This window comes from Dysgonomonas sp. PF1-14 (genome assembly GCF_029892965.1).
In the GTDB taxonomy this organism is placed as follows: Bacteria; Bacteroidota; Bacteroidia; order Bacteroidales; family Dysgonomonadaceae; genus Dysgonomonas.
Window position 1 is genome coordinate 12,778 of sequence record NZ_JARXWN010000017.1, and the last position, 25,737, is coordinate 38,514.

Annotated in this window: 16 protein-coding genes; 14 read left to right on the forward strand and 2 right to left on the reverse strand. The window is 38.7% G+C overall.

The features are described from left to right. Positions 1 to 211 precede the first annotated feature (211 nt). From carA to M2448_RS16720, 3 genes are all read left to right on the forward strand, one after another. Positions 212 to 1,282, forward strand: a complete 1,071-nt coding sequence (gene carA, locus M2448_RS16710) for a glutamine-hydrolyzing carbamoyl-phosphate synthase small subunit (protein WP_280647286.1) — start codon at positions 212 to 214, stop codon at positions 1,280 to 1,282. Between the two features lie 84 nt (positions 1,283 to 1,366). Beyond that, the gene (carB, locus tag M2448_RS16715) at positions 1,367 to 4,585 is read left to right on the forward strand and encodes a carbamoyl-phosphate synthase (glutamine-hydrolyzing) large subunit (RefSeq protein WP_280647367.1); all 3,219 of its coding nucleotides are present in this window, start codon (positions 1,367 to 1,369) and stop codon (positions 4,583 to 4,585) included. A gap of 360 nt (positions 4,586 to 4,945) precedes the next feature. Further along, on the forward strand, positions 4,946 to 5,704 hold the full coding sequence (locus tag M2448_RS16720; RefSeq protein ID WP_280647287.1) for a hypothetical protein: 759 nt from the start codon (positions 4,946 to 4,948) through the stop codon (positions 5,702 to 5,704). On the opposite strand, the gene tilS is transcribed toward M2448_RS16720, so the two are convergent. Both tilS and M2448_RS16730 read right to left on the reverse strand, forming a co-directional pair. Continuing rightward, positions 5,697 to 7,016, reverse strand: coding sequence for a tRNA lysidine(34) synthetase TilS (gene tilS / locus M2448_RS16725; RefSeq protein WP_280647288.1), 1,320 nt, complete (start codon positions 7,014 to 7,016; stop codon positions 5,697 to 5,699). The two genes, M2448_RS16720 and tilS, sit on opposite strands and share 8 nt — an antisense overlap. A gap of 24 nt (positions 7,017 to 7,040) precedes the next feature. Beyond that, positions 7,041 to 8,267, reverse strand: coding sequence for an HD domain-containing protein (locus M2448_RS16730; RefSeq protein ID WP_280647289.1), 1,227 nt, complete (start codon positions 8,265 to 8,267; stop codon positions 7,041 to 7,043). A 350-nt stretch (positions 8,268 to 8,617) separates the two neighbouring features. Here M2448_RS16730 and M2448_RS16735 point away from each other — a divergent pair, with 350 nt between their 5' ends. The 11 genes from M2448_RS16735 (at position 8,618) to M2448_RS16785 (ending at position 25,714) form a co-directional block, all read left to right on the forward strand. After that, the gene (locus tag M2448_RS16735) at positions 8,618 to 9,448 is read left to right on the forward strand and encodes a TerC family protein (protein WP_280647290.1); all 831 of its coding nucleotides are present in this window, start codon (positions 8,618 to 8,620) and stop codon (positions 9,446 to 9,448) included. A 118-nt stretch (positions 9,449 to 9,566) separates the two neighbouring features. Then, positions 9,567 to 10,172 (forward strand): CDP-alcohol phosphatidyltransferase family protein, encoded by a 606-nt coding sequence (locus M2448_RS16740; protein WP_280647291.1) that lies wholly within the window; start codon positions 9,567 to 9,569, stop codon positions 10,170 to 10,172. A 340-nt stretch (positions 10,173 to 10,512) separates the two neighbouring features. Next, positions 10,513 to 11,556: a patatin-like phospholipase family protein gene (locus M2448_RS16745; RefSeq protein ID WP_280647292.1), complete on the forward strand. Its 1,044-nt coding sequence runs from the start codon at positions 10,513 to 10,515 to the stop codon at positions 11,554 to 11,556. Beyond that, positions 11,553 to 12,305, forward strand: a complete 753-nt coding sequence (locus tag M2448_RS16750; protein ID WP_280647293.1) for an SDR family NAD(P)-dependent oxidoreductase — start codon at positions 11,553 to 11,555, stop codon at positions 12,303 to 12,305. The genes M2448_RS16745 and M2448_RS16750 overlap by 4 nt, the downstream gene beginning before the upstream one ends. Next, the gene (locus tag M2448_RS16755) at positions 12,287 to 13,600 is read left to right on the forward strand and encodes a dual specificity protein phosphatase family protein (protein ID WP_280647294.1); all 1,314 of its coding nucleotides are present in this window, start codon (positions 12,287 to 12,289) and stop codon (positions 13,598 to 13,600) included. Before M2448_RS16750 ends, M2448_RS16755 begins: the two co-directional genes overlap by 19 nt. A gap of 4 nt (positions 13,601 to 13,604) precedes the next feature. After that, positions 13,605 to 15,347, forward strand: coding sequence for a bifunctional alpha/beta hydrolase/class I SAM-dependent methyltransferase (locus M2448_RS16760; RefSeq protein WP_280647295.1), 1,743 nt, complete (start codon positions 13,605 to 13,607; stop codon positions 15,345 to 15,347). 319 nt (positions 15,348 to 15,666) lie between these two features. Then, positions 15,667 to 17,325 carry a DUF6377 domain-containing protein gene (locus M2448_RS16765; RefSeq protein WP_280647296.1) on the forward strand — a complete coding sequence of 553 codons (1,659 nt, stop codon included), beginning with the start codon at positions 15,667 to 15,669 and terminating at the stop codon, positions 17,323 to 17,325. Positions 17,326 to 17,615: 290 nt separating this feature from the next. Further along, the gene (locus tag M2448_RS16770; RefSeq protein WP_280647297.1) at positions 17,616 to 19,160 is read left to right on the forward strand and encodes a glycoside hydrolase family 30 protein; all 1,545 of its coding nucleotides are present in this window, start codon (positions 17,616 to 17,618) and stop codon (positions 19,158 to 19,160) included. A gap of 40 nt (positions 19,161 to 19,200) precedes the next feature. Next, positions 19,201 to 20,529, forward strand: a complete 1,329-nt coding sequence (locus M2448_RS16775) for a DUF5125 domain-containing protein (RefSeq protein ID WP_280647298.1) — start codon at positions 19,201 to 19,203, stop codon at positions 20,527 to 20,529. Positions 20,530 to 20,556: 27 nt separating this feature from the next. Beyond that, on the forward strand, positions 20,557 to 23,781 hold the full coding sequence (locus tag M2448_RS16780) for a TonB-dependent receptor (protein ID WP_280647299.1): 3,225 nt from the start codon (positions 20,557 to 20,559) through the stop codon (positions 23,779 to 23,781). 28 nt (positions 23,782 to 23,809) lie between these two features. Beyond that, the gene (locus M2448_RS16785) at positions 23,810 to 25,714 is read left to right on the forward strand and encodes a RagB/SusD family nutrient uptake outer membrane protein (RefSeq protein ID WP_280647300.1); all 1,905 of its coding nucleotides are present in this window, start codon (positions 23,810 to 23,812) and stop codon (positions 25,712 to 25,714) included. Positions 25,715 to 25,737: the final 23 nt, after the last annotated feature.

Here is a 25,737-nt window from a genome sequence, read left to right on the forward strand (position 1 = left end):
TCTCCATAAAAGCCTTTTTCATCATTTTTTATTCTTAACTTTGCACCTCAGATATTCACAAGAGATATTTTTGAGTATTTGAAAAATGAGAAAGAAAAAGATACAATTTTTATTATTATAATCTAAAAGGAACAGATATGATCAAATATCCCGTTCCTTTTTTTTTAACTTTGCTTATTGTAATTAATCACATTAATATTCTAAACAAACGATGCATTCAGACAAACCAGTTCAACTAATTCTTGACGACGGAACCGTTTTTGAAGGAAAATCTTTCGGCTCTGAAAAAGCCAGTGCCGGTGAAGTAGTGTTCAGTACCGCAATGGTTGGTTATACAGAAAGCCTTACCGATCCTTCTTATTTGGGACAAATTCTGGTCGTAACATTTCCTCTTGTAGGCAACTATGGAGTACCTGATGATACATTTATCGACGGTATTTCTGAATTTTATGAATCGGAAAAAGTACAGGTCAGCGGATTAATCGTATCAGACTACTCCCATGAATATTCGCACTGGAATGCGAAGAAAAGTCTTGGAGACTGGCTTAAAGAGCATGATGTACCGGGCATATATGGCATCGATACACGCCAACTGACTAAAATACTACGTGAAAAAGGATCGATGAAGGGTAAAATAATATTTAAGGATACTAACGAAATAGATTTTTACGACCCGAATCTTGAAAATCAGGTAGCAAAAGCCAGTTGCAAAGAAGTATTGACATACGGCAACGGTGACAAGAAAGTGCTGCTGGTAGACTGTGGTGTGAAGCACAATATAATAAGAAGCCTGCTGAAACGTAATGTTACAATCATTCGCGTACCGTGGGATTATGATTTCAACCAACTGGAATGGGATGGACTATTCATCTCTAATGGTCCCGGAAATCCGGACTTTTGTGAAGAGACTGTAAAGAATATACGTAAAGCAATGGAAGGCGATAAACCTATCTGCGGTATCTGTATGGGAAATCAGCTATTATCGAAAGCAGGTGGTGCAACCATCTATAAGCTGAAATACGGGCATCGAAGCCACAATCAGCCTGTAAAGATGGTAGATTCGCCTAAATGCTTCATCACTTCACAGAATCATGGATTTGCCGTAGCGAATGCATCTTTGGGTGCTGAATGGGAACCACTGTTCATAAATCTGAATGATGGCACGAATGAAGGTATTAAACACAAAACAAAACCTTTCTTCTCGGCACAATTTCATCCGGAAGCATCAAGCGGGCCTACTGATACAGGTTTTCTGTTTGATTTATTTGTAGAACAACTTTAAAGCAGTGAACAGTTAGCAGTCATCAGTGAACAACCAGAGACACCTAACTTGTAACTCGTAACTTGTAACTAAAAAAAAATGGATATAAATATAGACGTAAAAAAAGTATTAGTTCTTGGTTCGGGAGCCCTCAAGATCGGAGAGGCCGGCGAATTTGACTACTCCGGTTCTCAGGCTCTGAAAGCGTTGAAAGAGGAAGGAATCGAAACCGTACTTATCAACCCGAATATTGCAACAGTACAAACATCGGAAGGTAGTGCCGATAAAATATACTTCCTGCCTATCACACCTTACTTTGTAGAAAAAGTTATCCAAAAAGAGAAACCGGACGGAATACTACTGGCATTCGGCGGACAGACTGCATTAAATTGTGGTGTACAACTCTTCGAAAGTGGAATCCTCGAAAAATATAACCTGCGTGTATTAGGAACTCCGGTACAGGCGATCATGGATACCGAAGACCGCGAACTTTTCGTCAAAAAACTGGATCAGATAGACGTAAAAACTATAAAAAGCCATGCAGTTGGTTCGATAGAGGACGCAGTAGCTGCTGCTGCCGAACTGGGCTACCCTATTATTATACGTGCAGCCTATGCACTCGGCGGTCTGGGTTCGGGATTCTGTGACAACGAACAGGAACTCCGCATACTTGCCGAAAAGGCTCTCTCCTACTCTTCTCAGCTATTGGTAGAGAAATCGCTGAAAGGATGGAAGGAAATAGAATACGAAGTAGTACGTGACAAATATGGTAACTGTATGACCGTATGTAACATGGAAAACTTCGACCCACTAGGTATTCATACAGGGGAAAGTATAGTAGTAGCACCATCTCAGACGCTTACTAACAACGAATTTCATAAACTTCGCGAACTCTCGATCCGTATTGTAAAACACATAGGAATAGTCGGTGAATGTAACGTACAATTTGCCTTCGACCCCGAATCGGAAGATTATCGCGTGATCGAGGTCAACGCCCGTTTGAGCCGTTCTTCGGCTCTGGCTTCTAAAGCAACCGGATATCCGCTAGCTTTCGTTGCAGCAAAACTAGGTCTGGGCTACGGATTGTTCGAACTGAAAAACTCTGTAACCAAATCGACCTGCGCATTCTTCGAACCTGCACTCGACTACATCGTAGTAAAAATACCTCGTTGGGATTTGGGTAAATTCCATGGAGTTTCTAAAGAGATCGGTTCGAGCATGAAATCGGTAGGTGAGATCATGGCTATCGGACGTACTTTCGAAGAAGCTATACAGAAAGGGCTTCGTATGATAAATATAGGTATGCACGGATTTGCAGCTAATAAACCGTTAGAAGTCGACAATCTGGATGAAGCACTGAAAAACCCGACCGACAAACGTATATTCTGCATAGAAGAAGCCTTTAAAAGAGGTTACACAGTAGATCAGATACACGACCTGACCAAAATAGACAACTGGTTCCTTCAAAAACTGCAATACATATTCGATTGCTCGAAAGAACTGGAAAAATTCGACGACATACAGTCCCTGCCGTTAAGCCTGCTGTTATCAGCCAAGCAAATGGGATTCTCTGACTTCCAGATAGCTAAAATAGTATGTAAAGAACCATCACTGATAGAAACGGTACAGCACGATGTACGCCGCATTCGTAAAGAAAACGGAATAGTACCTTGTGTGAAACAGATAGATACGCTTGCTGCGGAATATCCTGCGCAAACCAACTATCTGTACATCACATATAACGGAAAAGAAAATGATGTAAAATATCTGGGAGACCACAAATCGGTTATAGTTTTGGGATCGGGTGCATACCGCATCGGCTCTTCAGTAGAATTCGACTGGTGTTCGGTGAATGCGCTGCAATCTATCCGCAAAGAAGGGTATCGCTCGGTAATGATCAACTACAATCCGGAGACGGTTTCTACCGACTACGATATGTGTGACCGCCTATACTTCGATGAATTGACATACGAACGTGTAATGGATATCATCGAACTCGAAAATCCGCATGGTGTAATACTGTCGGTAGGTGGGCAGATACCTAATAACCTTGCTATCCGCCTCGATCAGGCGAATGTAAACATACTGGGAACAACAGCCAAGAATATAGACAATGCCGAAGACCGTCACAAGTTCTCGAGTATGCTCGACCGCATCGGGGTAGACCAGCCACGCTGGAAGGAGCTGACATCGCTGGACGATATCAAAGGCTTTGTCAACGAAGTAGGCTATCCGGTGCTTATCCGTCCTTCTTATGTACTATCCGGAGCAGCCATGAATGTATGTTCCAACGATCAGGAATTGGAAAACTTTCTAGGACTGGCTGCCGAAGTTTCGAAGAAACACCCTGTGGTAGTTAGCGAGTTTGTAGAGAATGCAAAAGAAATAGAAATAGATGCTGTAGCCGACAAGGGCGAGATAATAATGTACGCCATATCGGAGCACGTAGAGTTTGCAGGAGTGCACTCTGGTGATGCCACAATACAGTTTCCGGCACAACGCTTATACATCGAGACTGTAAGACGCATCAAGAAGGTAGCAAAACAGATTGCTCAGGAGTTACAGATATCGGGACCGTTCAATATGCAGTTCCTTGCCAAAGATAATGCAATTAAAGTCATCGAATGCAACCTGCGAGCATCCCGCTCATTCCCATTCGTATCTAAGGTATTAAAGATAAACTTCATCGACCTTGCCACTCAGGTAATGTTGGGTAAGCATGTGGAGAAACCTAACAAGAATGACTTCGACCTCGACTATGTAGGTATCAAAGCATCTCAGTTCTCATTCTCGCGCCTGCAAAAAGCAGACCCAGTACTGGGTGTGGATATGGCTTCTACCGGAGAGGTAGGTTGTATCGGTGATAATTTCTACGATGCCATGCTCAAGTCTATGCTTTCGGTCGGATACCGCATACCGAAAAAGACTGTATTGTTCTCTACAGGACCTGCCAAGTCGAAAGTAGAATTGCTCGAAGCTGCACGCCTGCTTCATCAGAAAGGATATGAGCTATACGCAACCGGAGGTTCTCAAAAATTCCTTGATGAAAATGGAGTGCCTGCAACAAGAGTATTCTGGCCGAACGACAACCAACAACCGAATGCGTTGGAAATGATACAGAACAAGAAGATAGACCTTGTTGTAAACATACCTAAGAACTTTACAACAAGTGAGTTGGATAACGGATATAAAATACGCCGCGCAGCCATCGACTTCAATATACCTTTGTTGACTAACTCGCGTCTGGCATCGGCATTTATACAGGCCTTCTGTAAAATGAACATTGATGAACTGGAAATAAAGGCATGGAACGAATATGATTAAAGCTATAGCCATACAAATAGGAATCGTTTGGGCTATATTTATCATTATACTGATTATTTGGCTTATCCGAAAAAATCCTTTTTTCAGAAAATAATATGATACAAAAACCATCTGTTTATCAGATGGTTTTTGTAATTTTGGGAGAAATTTAGAAAGATAGAAACTCAATAACATCATATTGCCCGCATAAGTCTGTTTTTGTAACAATATTTGCCTGAATTATAATAAGACGATGATCAATCCGTTATTGAAATAGTTCAATTACATTAGTCGTTTTGCGTGACTCGTCATAACATGTAATAAATTGAGTTCTGCTCTCGCTATTTAAAAACGTTGTTTAACATATTACACTGTCCACATATGAAAAGATTATTACTATTTGCCCTTTGCTCCATATTCCTTACTATCTCTGTTGATGCCCAAACAAAGAAGTTGCTGACTACAATTAATTCCTTAAAGACGAAAGAAGTTGTCGAATTGAAATACAATTCACAGAATCAGCTTATATATTTTGACGAGAAAGGGACAGTTACATATCGCGAATTCTCATTGAAATATAACAAATCAACGAATCAGCTATCGGAATGTACGATAAATAATGATAAAGGCGAATTAGTATTAAACTCTAAATATACATACGGAACAGCGGGATATATTACCGAAGATGTGAAAAGTAGCGGAAAACTGCAAGGTAAGAATACCGAACAGAACAAAATATACATAGACAGTAAAGAACGCCTGACAAAAACGGCATTTGATGACGGAAAACTCTGGGAAGAGTTTGAATATGATGAGAGTAACAATATTACCAAATATACACTGCACTCTGCCTTTGGAGACAGCGATATTGTAACAACACATAAATACAACAAAGACAAATCTGTTTTTGCCAATATAGAGAATCTCCCTGCATGGTTTTGGGCGCTACACATGAATAATGTAAAATGGTGCGGTGACTTTGTCGGAAAAAACAATCCGAATGAATCTGAGTCGACCGATCCCCGATTCGGAACGGATACTGTAGAAATCACATACCAGTACGATGCGGACGGATATCCAGTAAAACAGCTTTATAATGGTAAAGTAGTGAAAGAGTTTACTTACAAAATCATCAAGTAGGCGTATAAGTAATCTTTAGCACTTCGGTTGTATCTGTTGTTATTTTTACTCTGTCATCCGAACGTTCGCCGACAAGCCAGATAATACTGTCACCTGAACACAGAAGCCATGCGGCTTCTTTCTCAAACAGGGTAAACTTATTATCGGAAAAATAATCACTTATCTTTTTCTTTCCTTTCATGCCGAATGGAATAAACCAGTCTCCTTGCTTCCATTTACGTATGGTTAGCGGAAAGCTTATCTTAGCTAAGTCTACATACAGAATATGGGGATTTTTCTCTATTATAAAGCTTCCATCAACCGGCACTTTCTCTATTTTCAGATGAACAGGATGCAGTATATCTTCAGTTTCTTCGCGAATAGTAAAACTATCCAGCGTCAGTAATTCCTTCTCTTTAAGGATATAGAATCCCCTGTCTTTAAGTAATTCGTGTGTTTCCGAATAGAATATTTTACCGGACTGGGCTATCAATGATTCAAATATTTGCCTGACAGTGGCCGAATTGAAGCCGTAAGGGGATAATATTTCAAACAATATGGCTTCCGGTTCTGCATACCTTATCAGCAGATTTATATCGATCTTATCGTCTTTGAATATTTCTTTCTTCACCTGCTCTATATACAACTGATATATATTATACACCTGTGACAAATATCCGGCTGTGCGTATTACAGCTTCTTTTGCCGACGGATTGATAGATTCGAGCAAAGGAATAATATTTAGCCTGATCTTATTACGTGTATATAAGTCTTCGTTATTGGTACCATCTTCTACATAAGACATCTTCCGTTCTTTCAAGTAGTCCAGTATCTCATCACGCCCCACACAGAGCAATGGACGTATAATATAACCGTTCATCGGTGAAATACCGGTAAGTCCGCGAATACCTGTTCCTCGTACCAGATTCAGTAATATTGTCTCTACAGAATCGTCACGATGATGTGCTACAGCTATCCTGTCTGCCAAATGTATTACACGCAACTGCTCGAACCAGCTGTAACGCAATTCGCGGGCAGCCATTTCTATCGAGATCGAGTTAATCTCGGCATGTGCTTCCGTATCGAAATCGATACGCTCAAATTTCAGATTATATTTCTGGCACAATTCCTCAACAAAAAAAGCGTCTCTGTTCGACTCTTCACCCCGAAGATGAAAATTACAGTGTGCAACTACACACTCAATTCCAAAACTATGCAGAATATCGAGCAAAGCCACCGAATCGGCTCCGCCACTTACACCGACTATCACTTTTTCTCCTCCCGAAAGTAATCGGTTTGCTACTATATATTGTTCTACCTTTGTTACATTCATCTTTCTGTCGATTTCAAAGACCTGTTACAACTTCAGATAAGAGAAATAATGTTTCTCTACTTTTTTGGAGAGTAAATGTATGTTCAGCATATCCGAAGCTTCAGATATATCTTTTATTGAACCATCGTTATACAATATATCAATACTGTCGTCAGCTTCATTGTACATATTAGTATAAATCACATCACATGAATAAAGGTAAGAGGCCTCTTCCTCACTTATTCCTAGTTTCTGTACGCATTTGTCTATATGTTTTTGTTGACGTTCTGCCGACATGGGCTCATTTGTAACCTCTATTTTAAACAATTTCCGGTTTATAAGGTATGAACTTAATATTGACAGTACAGTATCTTTATTATTTGCCCAGACTTTAAGTGCACACCAAATATCATTATCATCCAAATCGACAAAATGACTCAATACTTCATTGGTACGCTCATCAAAAGATGATTTATCTATATTGTTTTCCAGAAAATAGCTGAGAGACGGCGATGCAAACAACCGTTCTCCCCTATCGGTAAGAACCTTAGCGCGCATCAACGTTTTTATAAGCATCTTTTCGGCTGCCACCGCAGTTTTATGCAGATATACCTGCCAGTACATCAACCTGCGCGACATCAGAAAGTTTTCGATCGAATATATACCTTTTGCCTCAACTACAAGACGGTCGTTACGCAAGTCGAGCATTTTAATGATACGAGCCGAACCGATATTGCCTTCTGTAACTCCGGTGAAGAAACTATCGCGGCGCAGATAGTCAAGTCTGTCCACATCTAACTGTCCACTTACTAACTGATGTAAAAACTTCTTAGGATACTCATTCTTAAAGATTGAAATGCAAATATCAAGTTCTCCGCCCAACTCCTTATTTAAAGTTTCCATCAGTGCCAGAGATACCTCTTCGTGATGTATTCCGTTTGTCAGTGTATGTTCCAATACATGTGAAAAAGGGCCATGTCCCACATCGTGCAACAGAATACAAGCTAATGCTCCGTTGGCCTCTTGCTGACTGATTTCATGTCCTTTAAACCGAAGATTGTTGATTGCTTCATCCATCAGATACATAGCCCCGATAGAGTGATGCAGACGTGTATGCTGTGCTCCCGGATATACAAAAGATGCCAGCCCCAGTTGCTTAATACGGTTTAACCGTTGCAGGAACGGGTGTTGAATGAGGTTGTAAAGAAATTGATTAGGTACAGTTATAAACCCGAATACAGGGTCGTTTATTATTTTTTTTCTGCTGCTCATTTATGGCTGTATGTTGGATTCGTTAAATTTCAAGGCTTAAAGATACAGAGAATTTGTGTAATTGATGCAATCTCCCACTAATGTTAAAGCACCCATAACTAATATATAAAATCAATAAAAAGCGAACGATATCTTCTGAATTTGTGCGGTTGTTTTATTCAAAACAATTATATTTGTTGTAATCTGAAGACTAAATGCAAAAGATAGTGAGAAAAATAGTTGCTAAAATCCGTTTCTTACTGAGATTGGAAAAAACTGATCGCGATACCGTAATAAAAGAATACCTAGAAAAGATCAAATAATTTCCATCGGAGACAAATTCTTTATTAAATTTGTCGCAAAAAACGAATATGGAAATATTGGAAACTTTTCTTTTGCCAAGTGCATGGATAGCTCTGCTCACTCTGGCCTTTCTCGAAATAGTATTGGGGATAGATAATATTGTGTTTTTATCAATTATGTCCTCAAAGCTTCCGGCCAAAGAACAACCCAAAGCCCGCACTGTAGGTCTTTTATTAGCGATGTTGTTCAGAATCCTGTTATTATTCTGTATCTCATGGCTGATGAAGCTAACCAAGCCAATATTTTCATTCGATACGGCATGGTTCGACGGCTCTGTCTCGGGGCAGAGTATCATCATAGGTGTGGGAGGGCTTTTCTTGTTATATAAGAGCGTGACCGAAATACACCACAAGCTTGAAGGTGAAAGCGATACTGTGCAAGGGAAATCCAAAAGCAGTTTTATTGGTGTCATTGTACAGATAGTGGCTTTAGACATTGTATTCTCGTTCGACAGTGTGCTTACGGCTGTCGGTCTGGTAAGCTTCAACGAATTTGGCTATGTAGGAGCTATGACTATTATGGTTACGGCAGTAGTAGCTGCTGTATTGGTAATGCTGCTATTCTCAGGGCCTGTAAGTAAATTTGTGAACGAACACCCTACTATACAGATGCTGGGATTATCGTTCCTCATACTGATCGGTGTAATGCTTCTGGTAGAATCGGCTCACCTATCGCAGATTTCGATATTCGGCAGCACTGTGGGCGAAATTCCAAAGGGATATATATACTTTGCCATCGCATTCTCTCTTCTTGTAGAGTTCCTGAATATGAAACTACGGAAAAAATCGACTCCTGTAAAATTGAAAGATTCGGAACTGATGGAAAATCAGGATAAATAATTCGATAGAGTTACAGATAATATAGCTATTTTAGCATTCATAAATCCTGTGAGCCGGATGGTTACACAGGATTTATAGTTACAAAATCAATACGATTCACACACATAAATCTTTACAGATGATCTCTATTTACAACATAAAACCTCAGTTTCAGAAGCTACTGACGCCTATTCTGACTTTCTTACACAACAGAAATATTACAGCCAATCAGATAACAATAAGTGCTTGCATATTATCTCTTATCATCGGCGTCTTGTTCTGGTTTGCTGACACTAATCCTTTATTCTTTCTGGCTCTGCCTATAGGATTGTTGATACGGATGGCACTGAATGCACTGGATGGCATGATGGCGCGCAAATACAATCAGATCAGCACCAAAGGAGAGATGCTGAACGAAGTCGGAGATATTGTTTCCGATCTGTTTGTATTCTTTCCTCTGCTAAAGTACCAGCCCGAAAGTATATATCTTGTTGTCCTATTCATCGCATTTAGTATTATAAACGAATTTGCAGGCATCATGGGTAAAGTGATATCGGGAGAGAGAAGATATGAAGGGCCTATGGGTAAAAGCGACAGGGCTTTCCTGTTGGGATTATATGGTATTCTGAGTTTTTTGTCAGTAAGTATTTCGGCATATTCGGTATGGGTTTTTGCCGTTATCATTTTATTATTACTTATAAGTACAAGTGTAAGAATCAGTAAAACGCTGAAAGGCAGTAAATGAGATTGAAACTATCCTTTATTTTCTCTTCGCAGTTTTATCTATAGAGAAAGCGTTCTTTGAAATAAAGTGTACTAGTTCATAGAGTTCTAGTGTACTGGAAGAAAGAAAATTTAAAACTAGCAAGCTAGTAGACTATAGACCAATAAACCTGTTAGGTTTGTAAGGTTTTAGTTAAAATTGGCAATGTAGGGGCGAACCCATGTGTTCGTCCGGAGACGCTAAAAGCGGGCAGACATGTGAGTCTGCCCCTACGAGAATGAAAAGTAACAGAAATATAAATAGTGCAAAATGTGTTACCTTTGTTACCTTTTACAGGATTACAGACTTTTAACCCTTTGACATGAAGGCATTAGACAATGAATATGACAGAGTTGCGGTTTTCTCAGGAGGAGGAACCCGATTTGCCATATATTGCGGTATGTTTGCAGCTATGCAGGATGCAGGCATGTCACCTGATCTGATTATCGGAGCATGCGGAGGAGCTATAGCCACAACCATCATTAATGCCTTCGCCACAAATGAAGAGCGAAAAAGCTATCTGCAATCAGAAGAGTTATACGAGTTTGTACGGGGTACAGAGTTGACCGATGAAAGAATGTTGTACCGCATCGGTTGGTACTGTCTGAAAAAGATGTACAGCAAAGGGAATGCACCATATATAGAGGATGTTTTCAGTAAATATCTGGTAAATACGCCGGAAGATTTGACCACATTGTTACCAACCCTCTCTACGGAAACTAAAACAAATATACCATCGATAATCATCGGATCTAAGATGTTATTTGATCCGTCTGAAACGGGTAAGGTCAGAAACGACAGGAAGCTATACAAGAAAGTACTCTTTACGGATGAAATAACTGCACAAAAGATTAATTGCGAGGACATTGAAATTCGTTCAGACAACTACATATCAGGTGCTATCGATCCGTCGATAGAGATTATGACAAATGTGCCGATGATTACGGCCATGCGTATTTCCGTATCGGATATGTTTTATGTACAGCCTGTACATTATCGGGATCATTATTTTGCAGGCGGAGCAATCGATCTTATTCCGATGGAACTGGCTACAGCTATGGGAGAAACCATCTTTTTCGAAAAGAAAAGCCCCTACTCCACTATGGAGGAATCTCTGGTGAGAGCCGTTCTGGGATATAGCGGAAATGAACGATTGAAAGAAATCAGCAATGGCAATGTGCAATATTGGATAGATACGCGCGATGCTACACAGGCTCTTAACGGACATTATTGTAAGAAAAATATCGACTGGGCTAAATTCCGAATCAGTATGTCATTACCGGATTCACTCGAACAGTTCGCCGAAGATATGGAAATACAATGGCAATACGGGTATAGAAAAGTAATGGAGCAAACAGGCTTATGAAAATATTTATTATAGGAGGTACATCGGGAATTGGACTGGCTACAGCGATACAGTATCTGGAAGCAGGACATCGGGTCGGCATTTGCGGACGTGATATACAGAAAGTAAAACTGAATAAGGATTATCCTTTGCTTCAACTATATCAACTCGATGTGTATGATAAAGACGCATTAAATAAGGCTATTACAGACTTTGCAGGTGACGTACTCGATATAATGATCTATTCGGCAGGCAATTATTCCGACAGTTCTCTAAATAAGCTTTCTTACGAAGACAGTACAAATATGCTGAGGGTAAATATTGCAGGCGCGGTAAATGCGCTGGAAGTGACACGCGATATTATGTACAGGCAACAAAGGGGACATATAGCCATTATAGCATCGGTATCGGGTCTGCTGGATTATCCTAAAGCTACTATTTATGGAAAAACGAAGAGAGCACTGATACAGATTGCTGACGCTTATCGCAGGGCTTTATCCGATTTCGGGATAAACATAACCGTTATAGCGCCCGGATATGTGAACTCTGATAAACTCAGGGAACTAAACGACCACGATTTGTCGAAGAAGCCGTTTGTTGTCGGCTGTGAATATGCTGCAACTAAGATTATCGAAGGTATAGAGAAGAACAAAGAGATTGTCATTTTCCCTTCAAGGATGAAATATCTTATACGCCTCCTCTCCTGTTTACCCAAAAGTCTGATAGGCTTTGTAATGTACAAAAAAGCAAAATGGTCGCAAAAGAAATAGACGGAAAGGCAACGATAAGAGCAAAGCTGGGCGGGCTATGCCTTAGTTATATATTGTTTCTGATCATATATAACTTCTGCGGATGGTATGCTTCAAATCTGGAACATGTGGGCTCTTTTGTTTTTCGTTTCGAAAACAATATTCCCTTTTTGGCGTGGATGATCGTGCCTTATATGAGTAGCGGATTGTTTTTCGCCCTTATATTTTTCATGTGTTCGGGACAAAAGGAGCTTCTCTTGCTGACTAAAAGGATAAACTTTGTGACTATCGTATCAGGATTGTTCTTTATCATACTTCCACTGAAATTTACCTTCACAAAACCAGAAATAGACTCTCCTATCCTGCGTTTTTTCTTTCAATTTCTGAATACATGGGATACGAACTACAATCAGGCTCCGTCGCTACACATAAGCTATGCCTGTATATTCTGGTCAGTACTACGCAAGGAATTATATGGAAAATGGAAAACGATAGCTGCTGTATGGCTATTGCTGATGGGAATATCTACATTGACTGTCTATCAGCATCATTTGATCGACATAATCGCTGCTTTGCTGCTTATTTGCATTACACTCCTTCTCTTCCCAGAGAGAAAAGACCGCAATTATTATATCGGTATAATATATCTTATAACGAGTATATTATTTGCTGTGACAGCTTTACTTATTTATCAGTATATCAGTGGATATGGGTTGATTCTATTATGGCTTTCCATTACGCTCCTGCTTGTTGGGGTTGCTTATGTCACGTCCAATCACCGATTCCTGAAACGTGAAGACGGAACAATTAATATACTCAAAAAGGTCATTTACTTGCCATATACCGCTATATATAAAGCTTTTAGATTATTCTTTTGCAAGAATGAAAAGCATCCTGTAACTGAGATATATCCGCGTGTCTTTCTGGGACCGATACTTAACCGAAAGCAAGCCGATAAGTTTAATATCAATGACAAAACCATTGTTATAGACCTGTCTGCAGAACTTGAAGAAAACAAGGCAATCAGGCAAAAAGCAACTTATTACTCATTCCCGATCTTAGATATAGGAGTGGCAGAGAAGGAGTATATAGATTCAATCCTGAAAACCTTATCCGTACTATATACAAATATGGATAGCGATCAAAAGATATATATTCATTGCCTGATGGGATATTCGCGGAGTGTTTTTATTACAACAATATTTATACGCGATTTATTGAACATCGATACACCGGAGGCAATAGATATGGTAAGAAAAAATTATCCGTATGCTATATTTCCCCAATATTTACTAGATTTGACGATCAAAAAATAAGAAGATGACAACAAACACATTTACAAGCTTTGACAATGCCGATATATTTTACAGAGAGTGGAACTTCTCCCCTTCTCAAAAAACAATAATCATTCTCCATCGCGGTCACGAGCATTCGGGACGTATGGAAGAATTTGCCACTGACGAAAGATTTGCAAACTACAATGTGTTCAGTTACGACCTCAGAGGACATGGCAACACTCCGCAACCGGTTTCTCCTATATTTATGGACTATGTGCGGGACTTGAACGAGTTTACAAAGTTTCTGAAAAAAGAATACAGTATCGATCCAGAAGATATCTTCATTGTTGCTAACAGTATAACCAGTGTCATTGCCGCCGCTTGGGTACACGATTTTGCTCCTCAGATTGCAGGGATGGCGCTACTTGCCCCCGCCTTTGAAATAAAGCTGTATGTTCCATTCGCAAAAGAGTTTGTCGCCTTAGGCAGCAAGTTAAGCAAAAAACTGGAGGTCAAAAGCTATGTGAAATCAAAAGTGCTAACCCACGATAAAGAGCAGCAAAAGGCATATGACAGCGACCCACTGATCACTAAATCTATAAACGGAGGTATGTTGGTCGATTTTCTCGATTCGGGTAAAAGGATTGTAGAAGATGCTGCTGCTATAACTACTCCCACTTTGGTGTTTTCATCGGGGAAAGATTATGTAGTAAAGAACAGTTCTCAGAAGAAGTTCTTTATCAGGCTCGAATCTGAACATAAAGAGTTTATCGAACTGAAAGATTTTTATCATGGTGTACTTTTCGAGCAAGACCGTCCTATGGTCTATGATCATATATTGCGCTTTATGCAAGAATGCTTCAATCTGCAAAGTACTGATACAGGGCTAAAACCGGACAAATTCACGAATGACGAGTATCATACCCTTTCGTTGAGAATGATTCCATTAGCAGAACGTATCAATTTTGCTTTTCAGAAATGGTCGCTGGGAAAACTCGGCTTCCTCAGCGATGGCATGAGCACAGGATTAAAATATGGCTTCGATTCGGGAATATCTCTCGATTATGTTTACAAGAACAATCCGAAAGGGAAACTGGGCATCGGCAAGCTGATGGACTATTTTTATCTGAATGCTATCGGCTGGAGAGGTATCCGCATACGAAAAGTACATCTGCTCAGTCAGATAGAACGGCAGATAGCCAGATTAAAAGAAGAAGGCAGACCGGTTAAAATTCTGGACATTGCCGGCGGAACAGGAAACTACCTATTTGATATAAAAGAAAAGTACCCCGAAATAGAAATAGTTGTGAACGACTTCAAAAAGTCGAATATCGAGGCCGGAGAAAAGGTTATTGCCGACAAAGGAATACAAGGCATGCGCTTTACCAACTACGATTGCTTCAACCCTGATACATACGAAAAGCTTGACTTCAGCCCTAATATAATAATCATTTCGGGTATATTCGAATTATTCGATGATAATGAACTAATTAGCAAAGCGATATCGGGTGCCGTTTCCATTGCCGAACCAAACAGCTCTCTTATATATACCGGACAGCCATGGCATCCACAACTCAAAATGATAGCCTATGTACTGAACAGTCATCAGGAAAAGGACTGGGTGATGAGACGCCGCTCGCAAAAGGAACTAGACCGTATTTTTGCTATCAACAAGGTTTCTAAACAAAGTATGCTGATAGATGATTACGGTATCTTTACAGTATCTTGCGGACGGCTTAAAGAAACGAATATTGACACACTAAATAGCTTTATAACAACAGATTAAGCAACTGTTTAAATTTGATTGGCAATCTTATTCTGTATTATTTCAAATATATATTTTTCTTTTTATTCGCAGGTTTAGCCTCCTTTTAAAAGTAGCAAAAGATGTTTGTTGTTTTAGAAATCGCCAATATAAACTCTAGTTTTACTATTTTCTTTCGAATTTGCAACATTTTTTTGACACAGATAAAATCTTAAATAATCTATAAATATGTTTTTATTCAAAAAATCATTATATTTGAACTATCATAAACACACAAATGGAGATTGCTTGGTCTCTTATTAACCTGAATTCTCTTACTAAATAAATCTAAACGACAATAATGATGAGATCTTACGTCATTCTCTGTATCTTATTAAGCCTTGTAGCGAACAATCTTTCTGCAAAAAATGAACTCGATTCCTTATACAGGGAACTTGACAACAAGATCAAAAACTGCGACATATATATTGAACTAAAGGAATTTAGGATAGAAGAACTAAAAGCAGAGAAGCTTAAACTTAACACACCAATTTCTACTACTTACAATTTGAATTTAGCAATATATAAAGAGTACAGGTCTTACATTTCCGATTCGGCAATACAATATCTTAACCAAAATCTGGACATTGCTTATTCACTAAAAGACAGGCATAAAATCAATGAAATCTCTATCTACACAGCCAATTTGTTTTCGGATCTGGGAATGTATAAGGAAGCTAGTGATATAATGGCAAATGCGGATAGAAATTTTACAGACGAATATCAAAAAACCAATTATTACACCACATATCGTAATATATTTACAGGATTAGGATTATACACCCAAAACAACAGAGACAGATGGAAATACTGGCAAAAAGCGTCATTGTATGCAGATACTATCTTTAGTGTTACCAACCCTAACTCCGAAGATTATTTAAGGTTAGAGGAAATTCGATACAGAGAGCAGAATAAAATTGATGAAGCACTTGAAATAAACGATAAACGCTTAAAACAGACTAAAAACGGCTCCCCAGCTTATGCCCTGATTGCTTTCGAGCGTTCATTATTATATCGGAGAAAAAATGATATCGATATGGAAAAGAAGTATCTTATCTTATCGGCAATATCTGATATCCAATCTGCAATTAAAGATAATGCGTCGATTCCGATACTATCAAATATGCTTATGCAAGAAGGAGATGTAAACAGGGCATATACCTATGTTCGTTTCTCACTAGATAACATCAACGATTACAATACACGTATCAGAAGTTCTGAAATAATTAATATCCAATCTATTATAGACAAAGCATATCAGGAAAAAAGTAACGAACAACGAAAAAAACTTCGTATTTTCCTCATAATCACCAGCATTTTATCTGTATTACTCATTATATCGGTGTGTTATGTGTACAAGCAGATGAGAAAAGGCATATTAATAACCAAACGTCAGAAAGAAACCAATCTTGAGCTGAATTCTCTGAATCAGAAGCTGCACAATATGAATAATAATCTCAAGAATATCAATATTGAGGTGACTGAGGCCAATTATATAAAAGAAGAATATATCGGCTACTTTCTCGATCAATGCTCGAAGTATATAGAGAAAATGGATGAATACCGGAAAATGGTAAACAAGAAAATTCAGAATAAAGAAATAGAAGAACTATTTAAGATCACGAAAAACAATCATTTAAAGGATGAAGAGCTCAAAGAGTTTTTTACAAATTTCGACAATATGTTTATTCATCTGTTTCCTGATTTTGTAGAGAAATTCAACTCTTTACTTCAAGACGATGAAAAAATTATATTGAAAAAAGGAGAGGTTTTAAATACCGAACTTCGCATATACGCCCTCATGCGACTCGGCATCGACGATAGTACTAAAATTGCAAGTTTTCTTGGCTACTCGGTCAATACAATATATAATTATCGTGCAAAGATTAAAAACAAAGCGAAAATATCACGAGAAGATTTTGAATGGACCGTCAAAAAAATCAGTACATTCCATAAATAAAAAAAACAGCAATATTTACTCTCAATTATTACAATCCCGCATATTATTTTGTCGGGATTTTTTATTAAAAGCTATTTTTATCATATAAAAACAGCTTTAATAATTTATATCTAGTCCACTTTATTCGCCCTTCACCACAAACACATACACCTATATATCAATATATTAAAAATATTAACAATTCACTTTTTTTGTTTTATCAAATTTTTGCATTTGCGATATGAATATGTTTGTATTGAAAAATATCCGGATGTATTGCATTTCACAAAACACCATAAATCTTAATGTATATGATAAAACAAAAGAACAAATCATTACCTCTAGTTCATCAATTTAAAAAAATTTTCTTACTAATACTTCTCTGCAATATTTCCATCATAGGATGGGGATGTAGTGATAATAGTACATCTAACGATAAAGACATAAAAAAAGAAGAACCTGGAGAAACCGTAAGGGATAAAGATGTTAGTATTATTGTTACAACTACAAACCGATCGATGGATCTCTACCGGACAAAAATAAGTTCCAGCGATAAAAGTAGTATGTCACCCGTTACAGTAACGCTTAATCCTAATACTAAATACCAGACAATGGATGGCTTTGGAGCAGCCGTAACAGGCTCTACATGCTTCAATTTACTGAAAATGAGCAAGGAAGATCGGAATAAATTTTTAAAAGAAACTTTCGACCCTATCGATGGTTTAGGATATAGTTATATCCGCATTTCAATTGGTTGTTCAGACTTTTCGCTTAGTGAATATACCTGTTGTGATATAGAAGGTATTGAAAATTTTGCTTTACAAAGTGAAGAAAAAGATTACGTTATACCAATATTAAAAGATATTCTGAAAATCAATCCTTCAATTAAAATACTGGGATCACCTTGGACATGTCCCCGTTGGATGAAAGTAAATAACTTGACTGAACTCAAACCTCACAATTCGTGGACTAGCGGACAACTGAATCCGAAGTATTATCAGGACTATGCCATCTATTTTGCAAAATGGATACAGGCTTTTGAAAAGGAAGGGATAAATATCACCGCAATCACACCTCAGAACGAACCGCTTAACAGAGGTAATTCGGCATCTTTATATATGGGATGGGAAGAACAGCGCGACTTCATCAAAAAGCTTGGTCCTACACTGAAAGCAGCCGGATTAGGCGATGTAAAAATCTATGCTTTCGACCATAACTATAATTACGACAACATAGCCACACAGCAGGGCTATCCTAGCAAAATCTATCAGGATGCCGAAGCTTCTCAATACATTGCCGGAGCCGCCTATCACGACTACGGGGGCAACCGTAACGAACTCAACATCGTTCACAATGCCTATCCAGAGAAGGAACTTCTGTTCACCGAAACCTCTATCGGAACATGGAACAACGGACAAGACCTCTCTAAAGCCTTGCTCAGAGATATGGAAAATGTAGCACTAGGCACAGTCAACAATTGGTGCAAAGGTGTAATAGTATGGAATCTGATGCTGGATACAGACAGGGGACCTAACCGTGAAGGTGGATGCAAAACCTGCTACGGGGCAGTAGATATAAACAATACCGATTATTCCACCATTACTCGCAATTCGCACTATTATATTATATCTCACTTGGCAGCAGTAGTGAAACCCGGCGCGGTACGCATAGAAGCTAAAGACACCCTACCAGAGGGCATTATTTACTCTGCATTTGAAAACACCGACAACACATATGCTATCGTTCTACTGAATAAGAATGAACGAAATGAAAAAATTACTATCGATGACGGTGAAAATCATTTCATATATGAGGTACCAGCCAAATCTGTTATCTCATACAGATGGACTAAATAAGTTTTTATAAATATAGTAACTCTAAAGACCTGAATTTATTATGAAAAAATGCACATTCTTAATTTTAGTTTTTGCAGTCCTTTTCAAACTCACTTCATGTGATAATGATAAGGAAAAATTGCCTGAAATTAGTTCATTCGAAATTCTGAGCTCAGTGTTATATGGTGACAGTGTACCCTACACTGTTGATATTCCTGATGCTGATGACCTTAATCTGCTCAAAACAGAAATCTTCTATGAAGGTGAATTAATCTCTGATAAATACACGTTAATCCCGAAAGGTGACTCCTATAAGGATAAGGTATTTATTCCCGTTTTGAAAAACATCCCTGATAACAGCAAGTTTCAGGTAAAGTTTACTGTTAAGAATAGAGATTTCGACTTCTCAAATCATGAGACTGAAATGACTATTAACCGTCCCGACTATCCGTATCTGACATTAATTACAGAAGACGGGAAAGAATACAGGATGGAACGGGAAGAATTGTATGTTTACAGTGTTACAGACGATTTTCCTCGTCAGGTTAATTCCATTATTCAAGCTCCGGTTATGGGAGATAGAGGGAATGTTGTCACATTCGGATGGGGAGGGTCGAGCATATCCTCAACCAGCACCGGATACATACCATTTCTAAGTAAAGATGCCGGAGAATTCCGTATTCATTTTAATACCTACAGTTTCGAAGCTGGCCCATTCTATTTCCCGAGTATAAACGGAATACCTTTTGTCACTGTCGACAATAATAATCTAAAAGTAGATATGGATCTTAAACAAGGCGACTTACTTGATATAAAAGATATGGATGACTATGAATACCAGAATTTCTGGATTGATCCTGATTTCTTCGAATTGAGTCCAGATAAAAATACGCTTAAATTCCTTGCTATAGACGGTAAATATCGCATAATAGCAAATTTACAACACAAGTATCTGAAAGTTAACGTAATGAAAGGTGACAACATGGATGCTTTAGATCAAGCTACACTTAATAGTGATGGTACCGGAGCTATATGGATACTAGGAGTCGGAGCTGGAAAACCTGTAATGAACAATGAACCGGGCTGGAATCCGAATAAAGGAATTTGTATGTCTCCTATTGGTGAAAAGAAGTTCCAAATATCATTTGTTGCAGGAACCAGTATAAATGCAAGTTCAGTAAACTTCAAATTCTTCCACCAAGACGGATGGGGTGGAGAATTCGGAGGAGGTAAACTTCAGACTAATAACCCATGGTTCCAGGCAGGTTCATCAGATGGCAACATCACATTGAAAGGCGGGGTTACACTGACTGCTGGTAAAACATATGTATTTACAATCGATACTTCCGGCGGCATAAGTCCGGCAATTATGACAGTAGAAGAGAAATAAGAATAAATCTAATAAAACTAACATAAGATGAAGAAATTCAAACAATATAAAAACATATGCCGAGCCGCTGCTTTGGCTATGATAATGCAGTCTTCGATAGGTATTTCTTATGCAAACCCTAATGAACCGGCATCCGATGTATATACCAAAACACAAGGGATAAACCAGTCCCCTACGCAAACAATTAAAATTTCGGGACTGGTTACCGATAGTGATGGAAACCCCATTATTGGAGCTACAGTTGCCGTAAAAGGCACGACAAACGGAACCATGACTGATGTTGACGGACGCTACAGTCTGACTGTGCAAAAAGGAGACATTGTAACCTATACATACGTAGGATTTAACCAGGAAGAAAAAGAAGTTGGAAACGATACTACAATAAATATCAGGCTACTGACATCCGATGTCAACCTCGACGATATTGTAGTTATCGGCTACGGACAACAGAAAAAATCGAGTGTAGTCTCTTCGATCAACTCTATCACATCCAAAGAGTTACAAGTTACAGGAAGAAGCCTCAACAATAGCATTGCCGGTCAGATATCAGGTGTTATCGCTGTTCAACGTTCCGGTGAACCGGGCTGGGATGATGCTGAGTTCTGGATTCGCGGAGTAAGCTCATATGCAGGAGGTACAAGTCCGTTAGTATTGGTAGACGGAGTTCCTCGTCAGATGAGTAATATCAGTGTTGATGAGATTGAAACTTTCACAGTATTGAAAGATGCTGCTGCAACTGCCGTTTACGGAGCAGAGGGAGCTAATGGTGTTGTATTGATTACATCTAAACGAGGGAAAAGAGAAAAGACTCAAATATCGTTCAAAACGGAACATTCTATCGTTACTCCTACCCGGTTGCCTAAAATACTGGATTCTTATCGTTACTTGAGTTTGTATAACGAAGCAAAATGGAATGAAGAATATAATCCTATGACCGGTTTCGTTCCTCAGTATTCTGATGAAGTTCTGGATAAATATAGATCAGGAGCAGACTCTGATTTATACCCGAATGTGAATTGGCTCGATTTATTAAAAAAGAATTCATATAACGGGCGTTATACTCTGAGCGTCAGAGGAGGTGGAGAAAGAGTCAGATATTTCGTTTCAGGAGGATTTTATAATGAAGACGGAATATATAAAAGTGAAACTATTGAAAACTATGATGCCAATCTTGGCTACAAACGTTATAATCTACGTTCAAATATAGACATGGATATAACAAAGACAACAAAACTGGCTGTCGACCTAAGTGGCATCTATGTTCAATCAAATGCTCCTTCAAGCACCGCTTCAACACTTTGGAGTGCATTCACACTATTCCCTGTTCATATCGTTCCAATGAAATATTCTGATGGTACAAACTCTGACCACTATTTTGCAGATACAGACCGATACAATCCATATAATCTGCTAAACCTTAGAGGTTATACTAAAAACTGGGAAGCAACTGCGCAATCAAAAGTTAGCGTAGAACAACGTTTAGATGTTCTTACCGAGGGACTATATGCAAGAGCTAATATCAGCTTCGACTCTTTCACTCAGTCACGTACCGATCGCACTAAAAGACCGCATACCTATTACGCATCAGGACGCGATACCAATGGCGACCTGATCAAAAAAACCATAGCAGAAGGATCCGCATTGGGAAATCCATCTACCAGTGCCAGTGGAGGACATAAGAAAATCTATATAGAGGGATCACTTAACTATGACAGAACATTTGTTGATAAACATGCAGTGACAGGAATGATTCTTTATAACCAAAAAGAGGAGCAATTTCAAAATAATTCGGGTCTTAACTGTCTTCCATTCAGAAAACAAAGTATCGTTGCCCGTGGCACATATAATTTCGACAACCGTTATATGTTAGAAGCCAGTTTCGGTATGACAGGTAGTGAGAATTTCTCGAAAGGACACAGATGGGGAATATTCCCGGCTATAGGAGGTGCTTGGTTTATCAGTCACGAAAATTTCATGAAGCCTGTGGAAGACTATCTAAGCACGCTGAAAGTAAGAGCATCTTATGGTATTACAGGAAACGATAATCTGCCTACCGACCTTGCACGTTTCCCTTACCGGGCAAGCCTAAATCAGGATAATTCCGGATACAATATGGGGATTTCCCCCGGGGCTGCCGGTAGTGCTACCAACTGGATAGGAAACGGTATCACAGAAAATACTTTTGCCGCACCTACGTTATCTTGGGAAGTTGAGAAAAAGTTCAACCTAGGACTGGATTTCGGCTTATTTAGAGGACGTATCGAAGGTAGCGTAGATTATTTCCATAACAAAAGATCCGATATATTGATCAATCGTCAGACAGTTCCTTCTGCAAGCGGATTCAGAAATAACCCTATGGAAAATATGGGAATTACAAAGAATAGCGGAATTGACGGAAACCTTATTGCCAAACAAAACTTAGGAGAATTTACTCTAACCGGACGCTTCAATTTTACTTATGCAAAGAATAAAATTGTAGAATACGATGAAATTCCTCAAAGATACGCATACCAGCAATATACAGGTAACAGTATAAATCAACCAAGACTATATATAGCCGAAAGATTATATACTCCTGATGACTTTAATATTACAACAAATGCTAATGGATCAAAGAATTATACATTAAAAGACGGCTTGGCTAATCCTAATTCTCCAGTTGCACCAGGGGATATTAAATATTCAGACCTTAATGGAGATGGCGTGATTGATTCTTATGATGAAACTTATAAGCATGGATTCTACCCGAATAACCCCAATATGGTATACGGTATTGGCATAAACCTTGATTACAAAGGATTCTATGCTGGAGTTTTCTTACAGGGAGCTGCTCAAGCCAGTGTAAATCTGATAGCAAGTCCTAAAAATTTTGTTCCTTTTTACAATGGAGTTGACTACTCATCCGGACGTAATTTTGCAATGGATCGCTGGACTGCTGAAGACCCTTATAATCAAGATGTATTATTCCCCCGCCTTCGTACGACTAATAACTCACATAACCTGAAACAAAGTACATGGTGGTATCGTAAAGGTGACTTTGTCAGATTAAAGAACATCGAATTCGGATATCAATTCAATAAAAAAACTATATCAAAATATTATATGGAAAATCTAAGGATTTATGTACAAGGCAGTAACATTGCCGTATGGGATAATGTCAAATATTGGGATCCTGAACAAGGGAATGCAAATTCCGGTGCCAGCTATCCGATCAGCGGAACATGGACAATCGGTTTAGAAGTAACATTTTAGGTTTAATAAACGATTAATACAAAATAATATGAAAAGTATACAAAAACTTATATATTATATATTACTAGCTACAACCTTTATAGGTTTCACCTCTTGTAGCGATTATCTCGATGTATCCGGCGAATTATCGGAAGACCTTGATATAGATAAAGTATTCGAAAATGCACAGTATACTAAACGATGGTATGCAAATACCTTTAATTGTATACCCGATTATGGTGATACAGGAGATGCTAGAGCGTCTACCAACCCATGGGCAGTACTAAGCGGGGAGATAACACACAATGTAAGTCAGGCCAGAAATACTATGGCGCAAGGTTTTAATGCTGCTAATGCTGGGTTCCACCGTTGGGGAGAACTATATGAGTACATCCGTCAGATGCAGATATTCCTGGACAGGGCTAAGCCGATAGGAAACTCTTCAGACCAAAGTTATCTGTCTGAAGCAGAAGTAAACAGAATGAAAGCAGAAATGAATTACCTCATGGCATATTCGTATTTCCTATTATTCGAATTGTATGGTCCTGTACCGTTAGTAAAAGATTATCAAAGAGATCCGTATGAAAGAGTTGACTATCCACGTGCCTCTGTAGACGAAACAGTTAATTATATCGATTCACTGTTGAATGTAGTAATTACTACGGACGGTCTACCAAACGACACCCCTACTTCTGACCTAAAAGAGATGCTACGCCCATCTAAAAGTGCAGCTATAACTTTAAGAGCCAGACTAGCTATATATGCAGCATCACCATTATTTAACGGAGGCTTCCCAGAAGCATTAAAAGTACAAAATCCTGATGGTAAGAAGCTATTTCCAGAGTACAATGCAAACAAATGGGTAATAGCCAAACAAAGAATAAAAGATGCTATTGATTTCACGGAAGCACAGGGACGTAAACTGTATTACAGATATCAAAATGATGGTTCGACTCCTAATCCTGATCAATCCATATACTGGTTGTTCCAAGAATATAATGATGAAATTATTTGGGCAGGCACAAGAAGTAGTTACAGCGGAGAATGGAACACAGAACCGATGACTACCCCCAGGGATATTTATAATAGTTGGGGCAGTATTGGTGCCACGCAAGAAACAGTGGATGCTTTCTTCATGAACAATGGTCTTTCTATAAACGACCCCGGATCCGGCTATAAAGAAGATGGTTTTACAAATATCATCAATCCTTGCAATGAAAACAGACATAATGATAAAAATATTTTCAATATGTATGCCAATAGAGAACCCCGTTTTTATTCGGCTGTAGCATATCAAGGAAAGAGCTGGCATATACAACCTAACGGAAATGCCGATTATGCCATTGATTACTCAAAAGGAGGAGGTGCCGACAATTCTGTAATGGACCATTGTCGTACGGGTTACATGATATATAAATTAAAAAATAGAACAATCCTGTTTACCGGAAATAATACAAGAGTATGGAGGCGCCCAATGATCCTGTTCCGTTTGGCCGACCTATACTTATACTATGCCGAAGCTTGTAATGAAATAGATCCATCTGACCCTGATATCATTAAATATCTCGATTTAATAAGAAAACGTGCCGGAATACCGGGATATCAGGAAATGGCAAACAATGGTTTGAAAAACATTATAGGAGATCAGGAAAAACAACGGTTGGCTATTTATCAAGAAAGACAAATAGAATTTTTCCTCGAAGGACAGCGATATTTTGATGTGCACCGATGGATGGTTTGCGGTCCCGGTCAATGGGCAGATCAAAGTAAAATATCCGGCATGAATATGGATGGATTTAAAGATAAACCTATTGGTAGCCCAACATCATATTTCAAACGAACAGTATTAGAAAACCGAGCATGGAGAAAGGCCATGTATCTGTATCCGATACCGCAGAATGAAATAATGAAAAGTAAGGTGATGGTACAAAATCCATTATGGGAAGCGGAATAGTAAAAAGAACTTAAACCTTGATA

Excerpts from the sequence above, each read along its gene's own strand:
- carA (WP_280647286.1), top strand. The coding sequence starts at position 212 with ATGCATTCAGACAAACCAGTTCAACTAATTCTTGACGACGGAACCGTT.
- M2448_RS16720 (WP_280647287.1), top strand. The coding sequence starts at position 4,946 with ATGAAAAGATTATTACTATTTGCCCTTTGCTCCATATTCCTTACTATC.
- tilS (WP_280647288.1), bottom strand. The coding sequence starts at position 7,016 with ATGAATGTAACAAAGGTAGAACAATATATAGTAGCAAACCGATTACTT.
- M2448_RS16730 (WP_280647289.1), bottom strand. The coding sequence starts at position 8,267 with ATGAGCAGCAGAAAAAAAATAATAAACGACCCTGTATTCGGGTTTATA.
- M2448_RS16735 (WP_280647290.1), top strand. The coding sequence starts at position 8,618 with ATGGAAATATTGGAAACTTTTCTTTTGCCAAGTGCATGGATAGCTCTG.
- M2448_RS16740 (WP_280647291.1), top strand. The coding sequence starts at position 9,567 with ATGATCTCTATTTACAACATAAAACCTCAGTTTCAGAAGCTACTGACG.
- M2448_RS16745 (WP_280647292.1), top strand. The coding sequence starts at position 10,513 with ATGAAGGCATTAGACAATGAATATGACAGAGTTGCGGTTTTCTCAGGA.
- M2448_RS16750 (WP_280647293.1), top strand. The coding sequence starts at position 11,553 with ATGAAAATATTTATTATAGGAGGTACATCGGGAATTGGACTGGCTACA.
- M2448_RS16755 (WP_280647294.1), top strand. The coding sequence starts at position 12,287 with ATGGTCGCAAAAGAAATAGACGGAAAGGCAACGATAAGAGCAAAGCTG.
- M2448_RS16760 (WP_280647295.1), top strand. The coding sequence starts at position 13,605 with ATGACAACAAACACATTTACAAGCTTTGACAATGCCGATATATTTTAC.
- M2448_RS16765 (WP_280647296.1), top strand. The coding sequence starts at position 15,667 with ATGATGAGATCTTACGTCATTCTCTGTATCTTATTAAGCCTTGTAGCG.
- M2448_RS16770 (WP_280647297.1), top strand. The coding sequence starts at position 17,616 with ATGATAAAACAAAAGAACAAATCATTACCTCTAGTTCATCAATTTAAA.
- M2448_RS16775 (WP_280647298.1), top strand. The coding sequence starts at position 19,201 with ATGAAAAAATGCACATTCTTAATTTTAGTTTTTGCAGTCCTTTTCAAA.
- M2448_RS16780 (WP_280647299.1), top strand. The coding sequence starts at position 20,557 with ATGAAGAAATTCAAACAATATAAAAACATATGCCGAGCCGCTGCTTTG.
- M2448_RS16785 (WP_280647300.1), top strand. The coding sequence starts at position 23,810 with ATGAAAAGTATACAAAAACTTATATATTATATATTACTAGCTACAACC.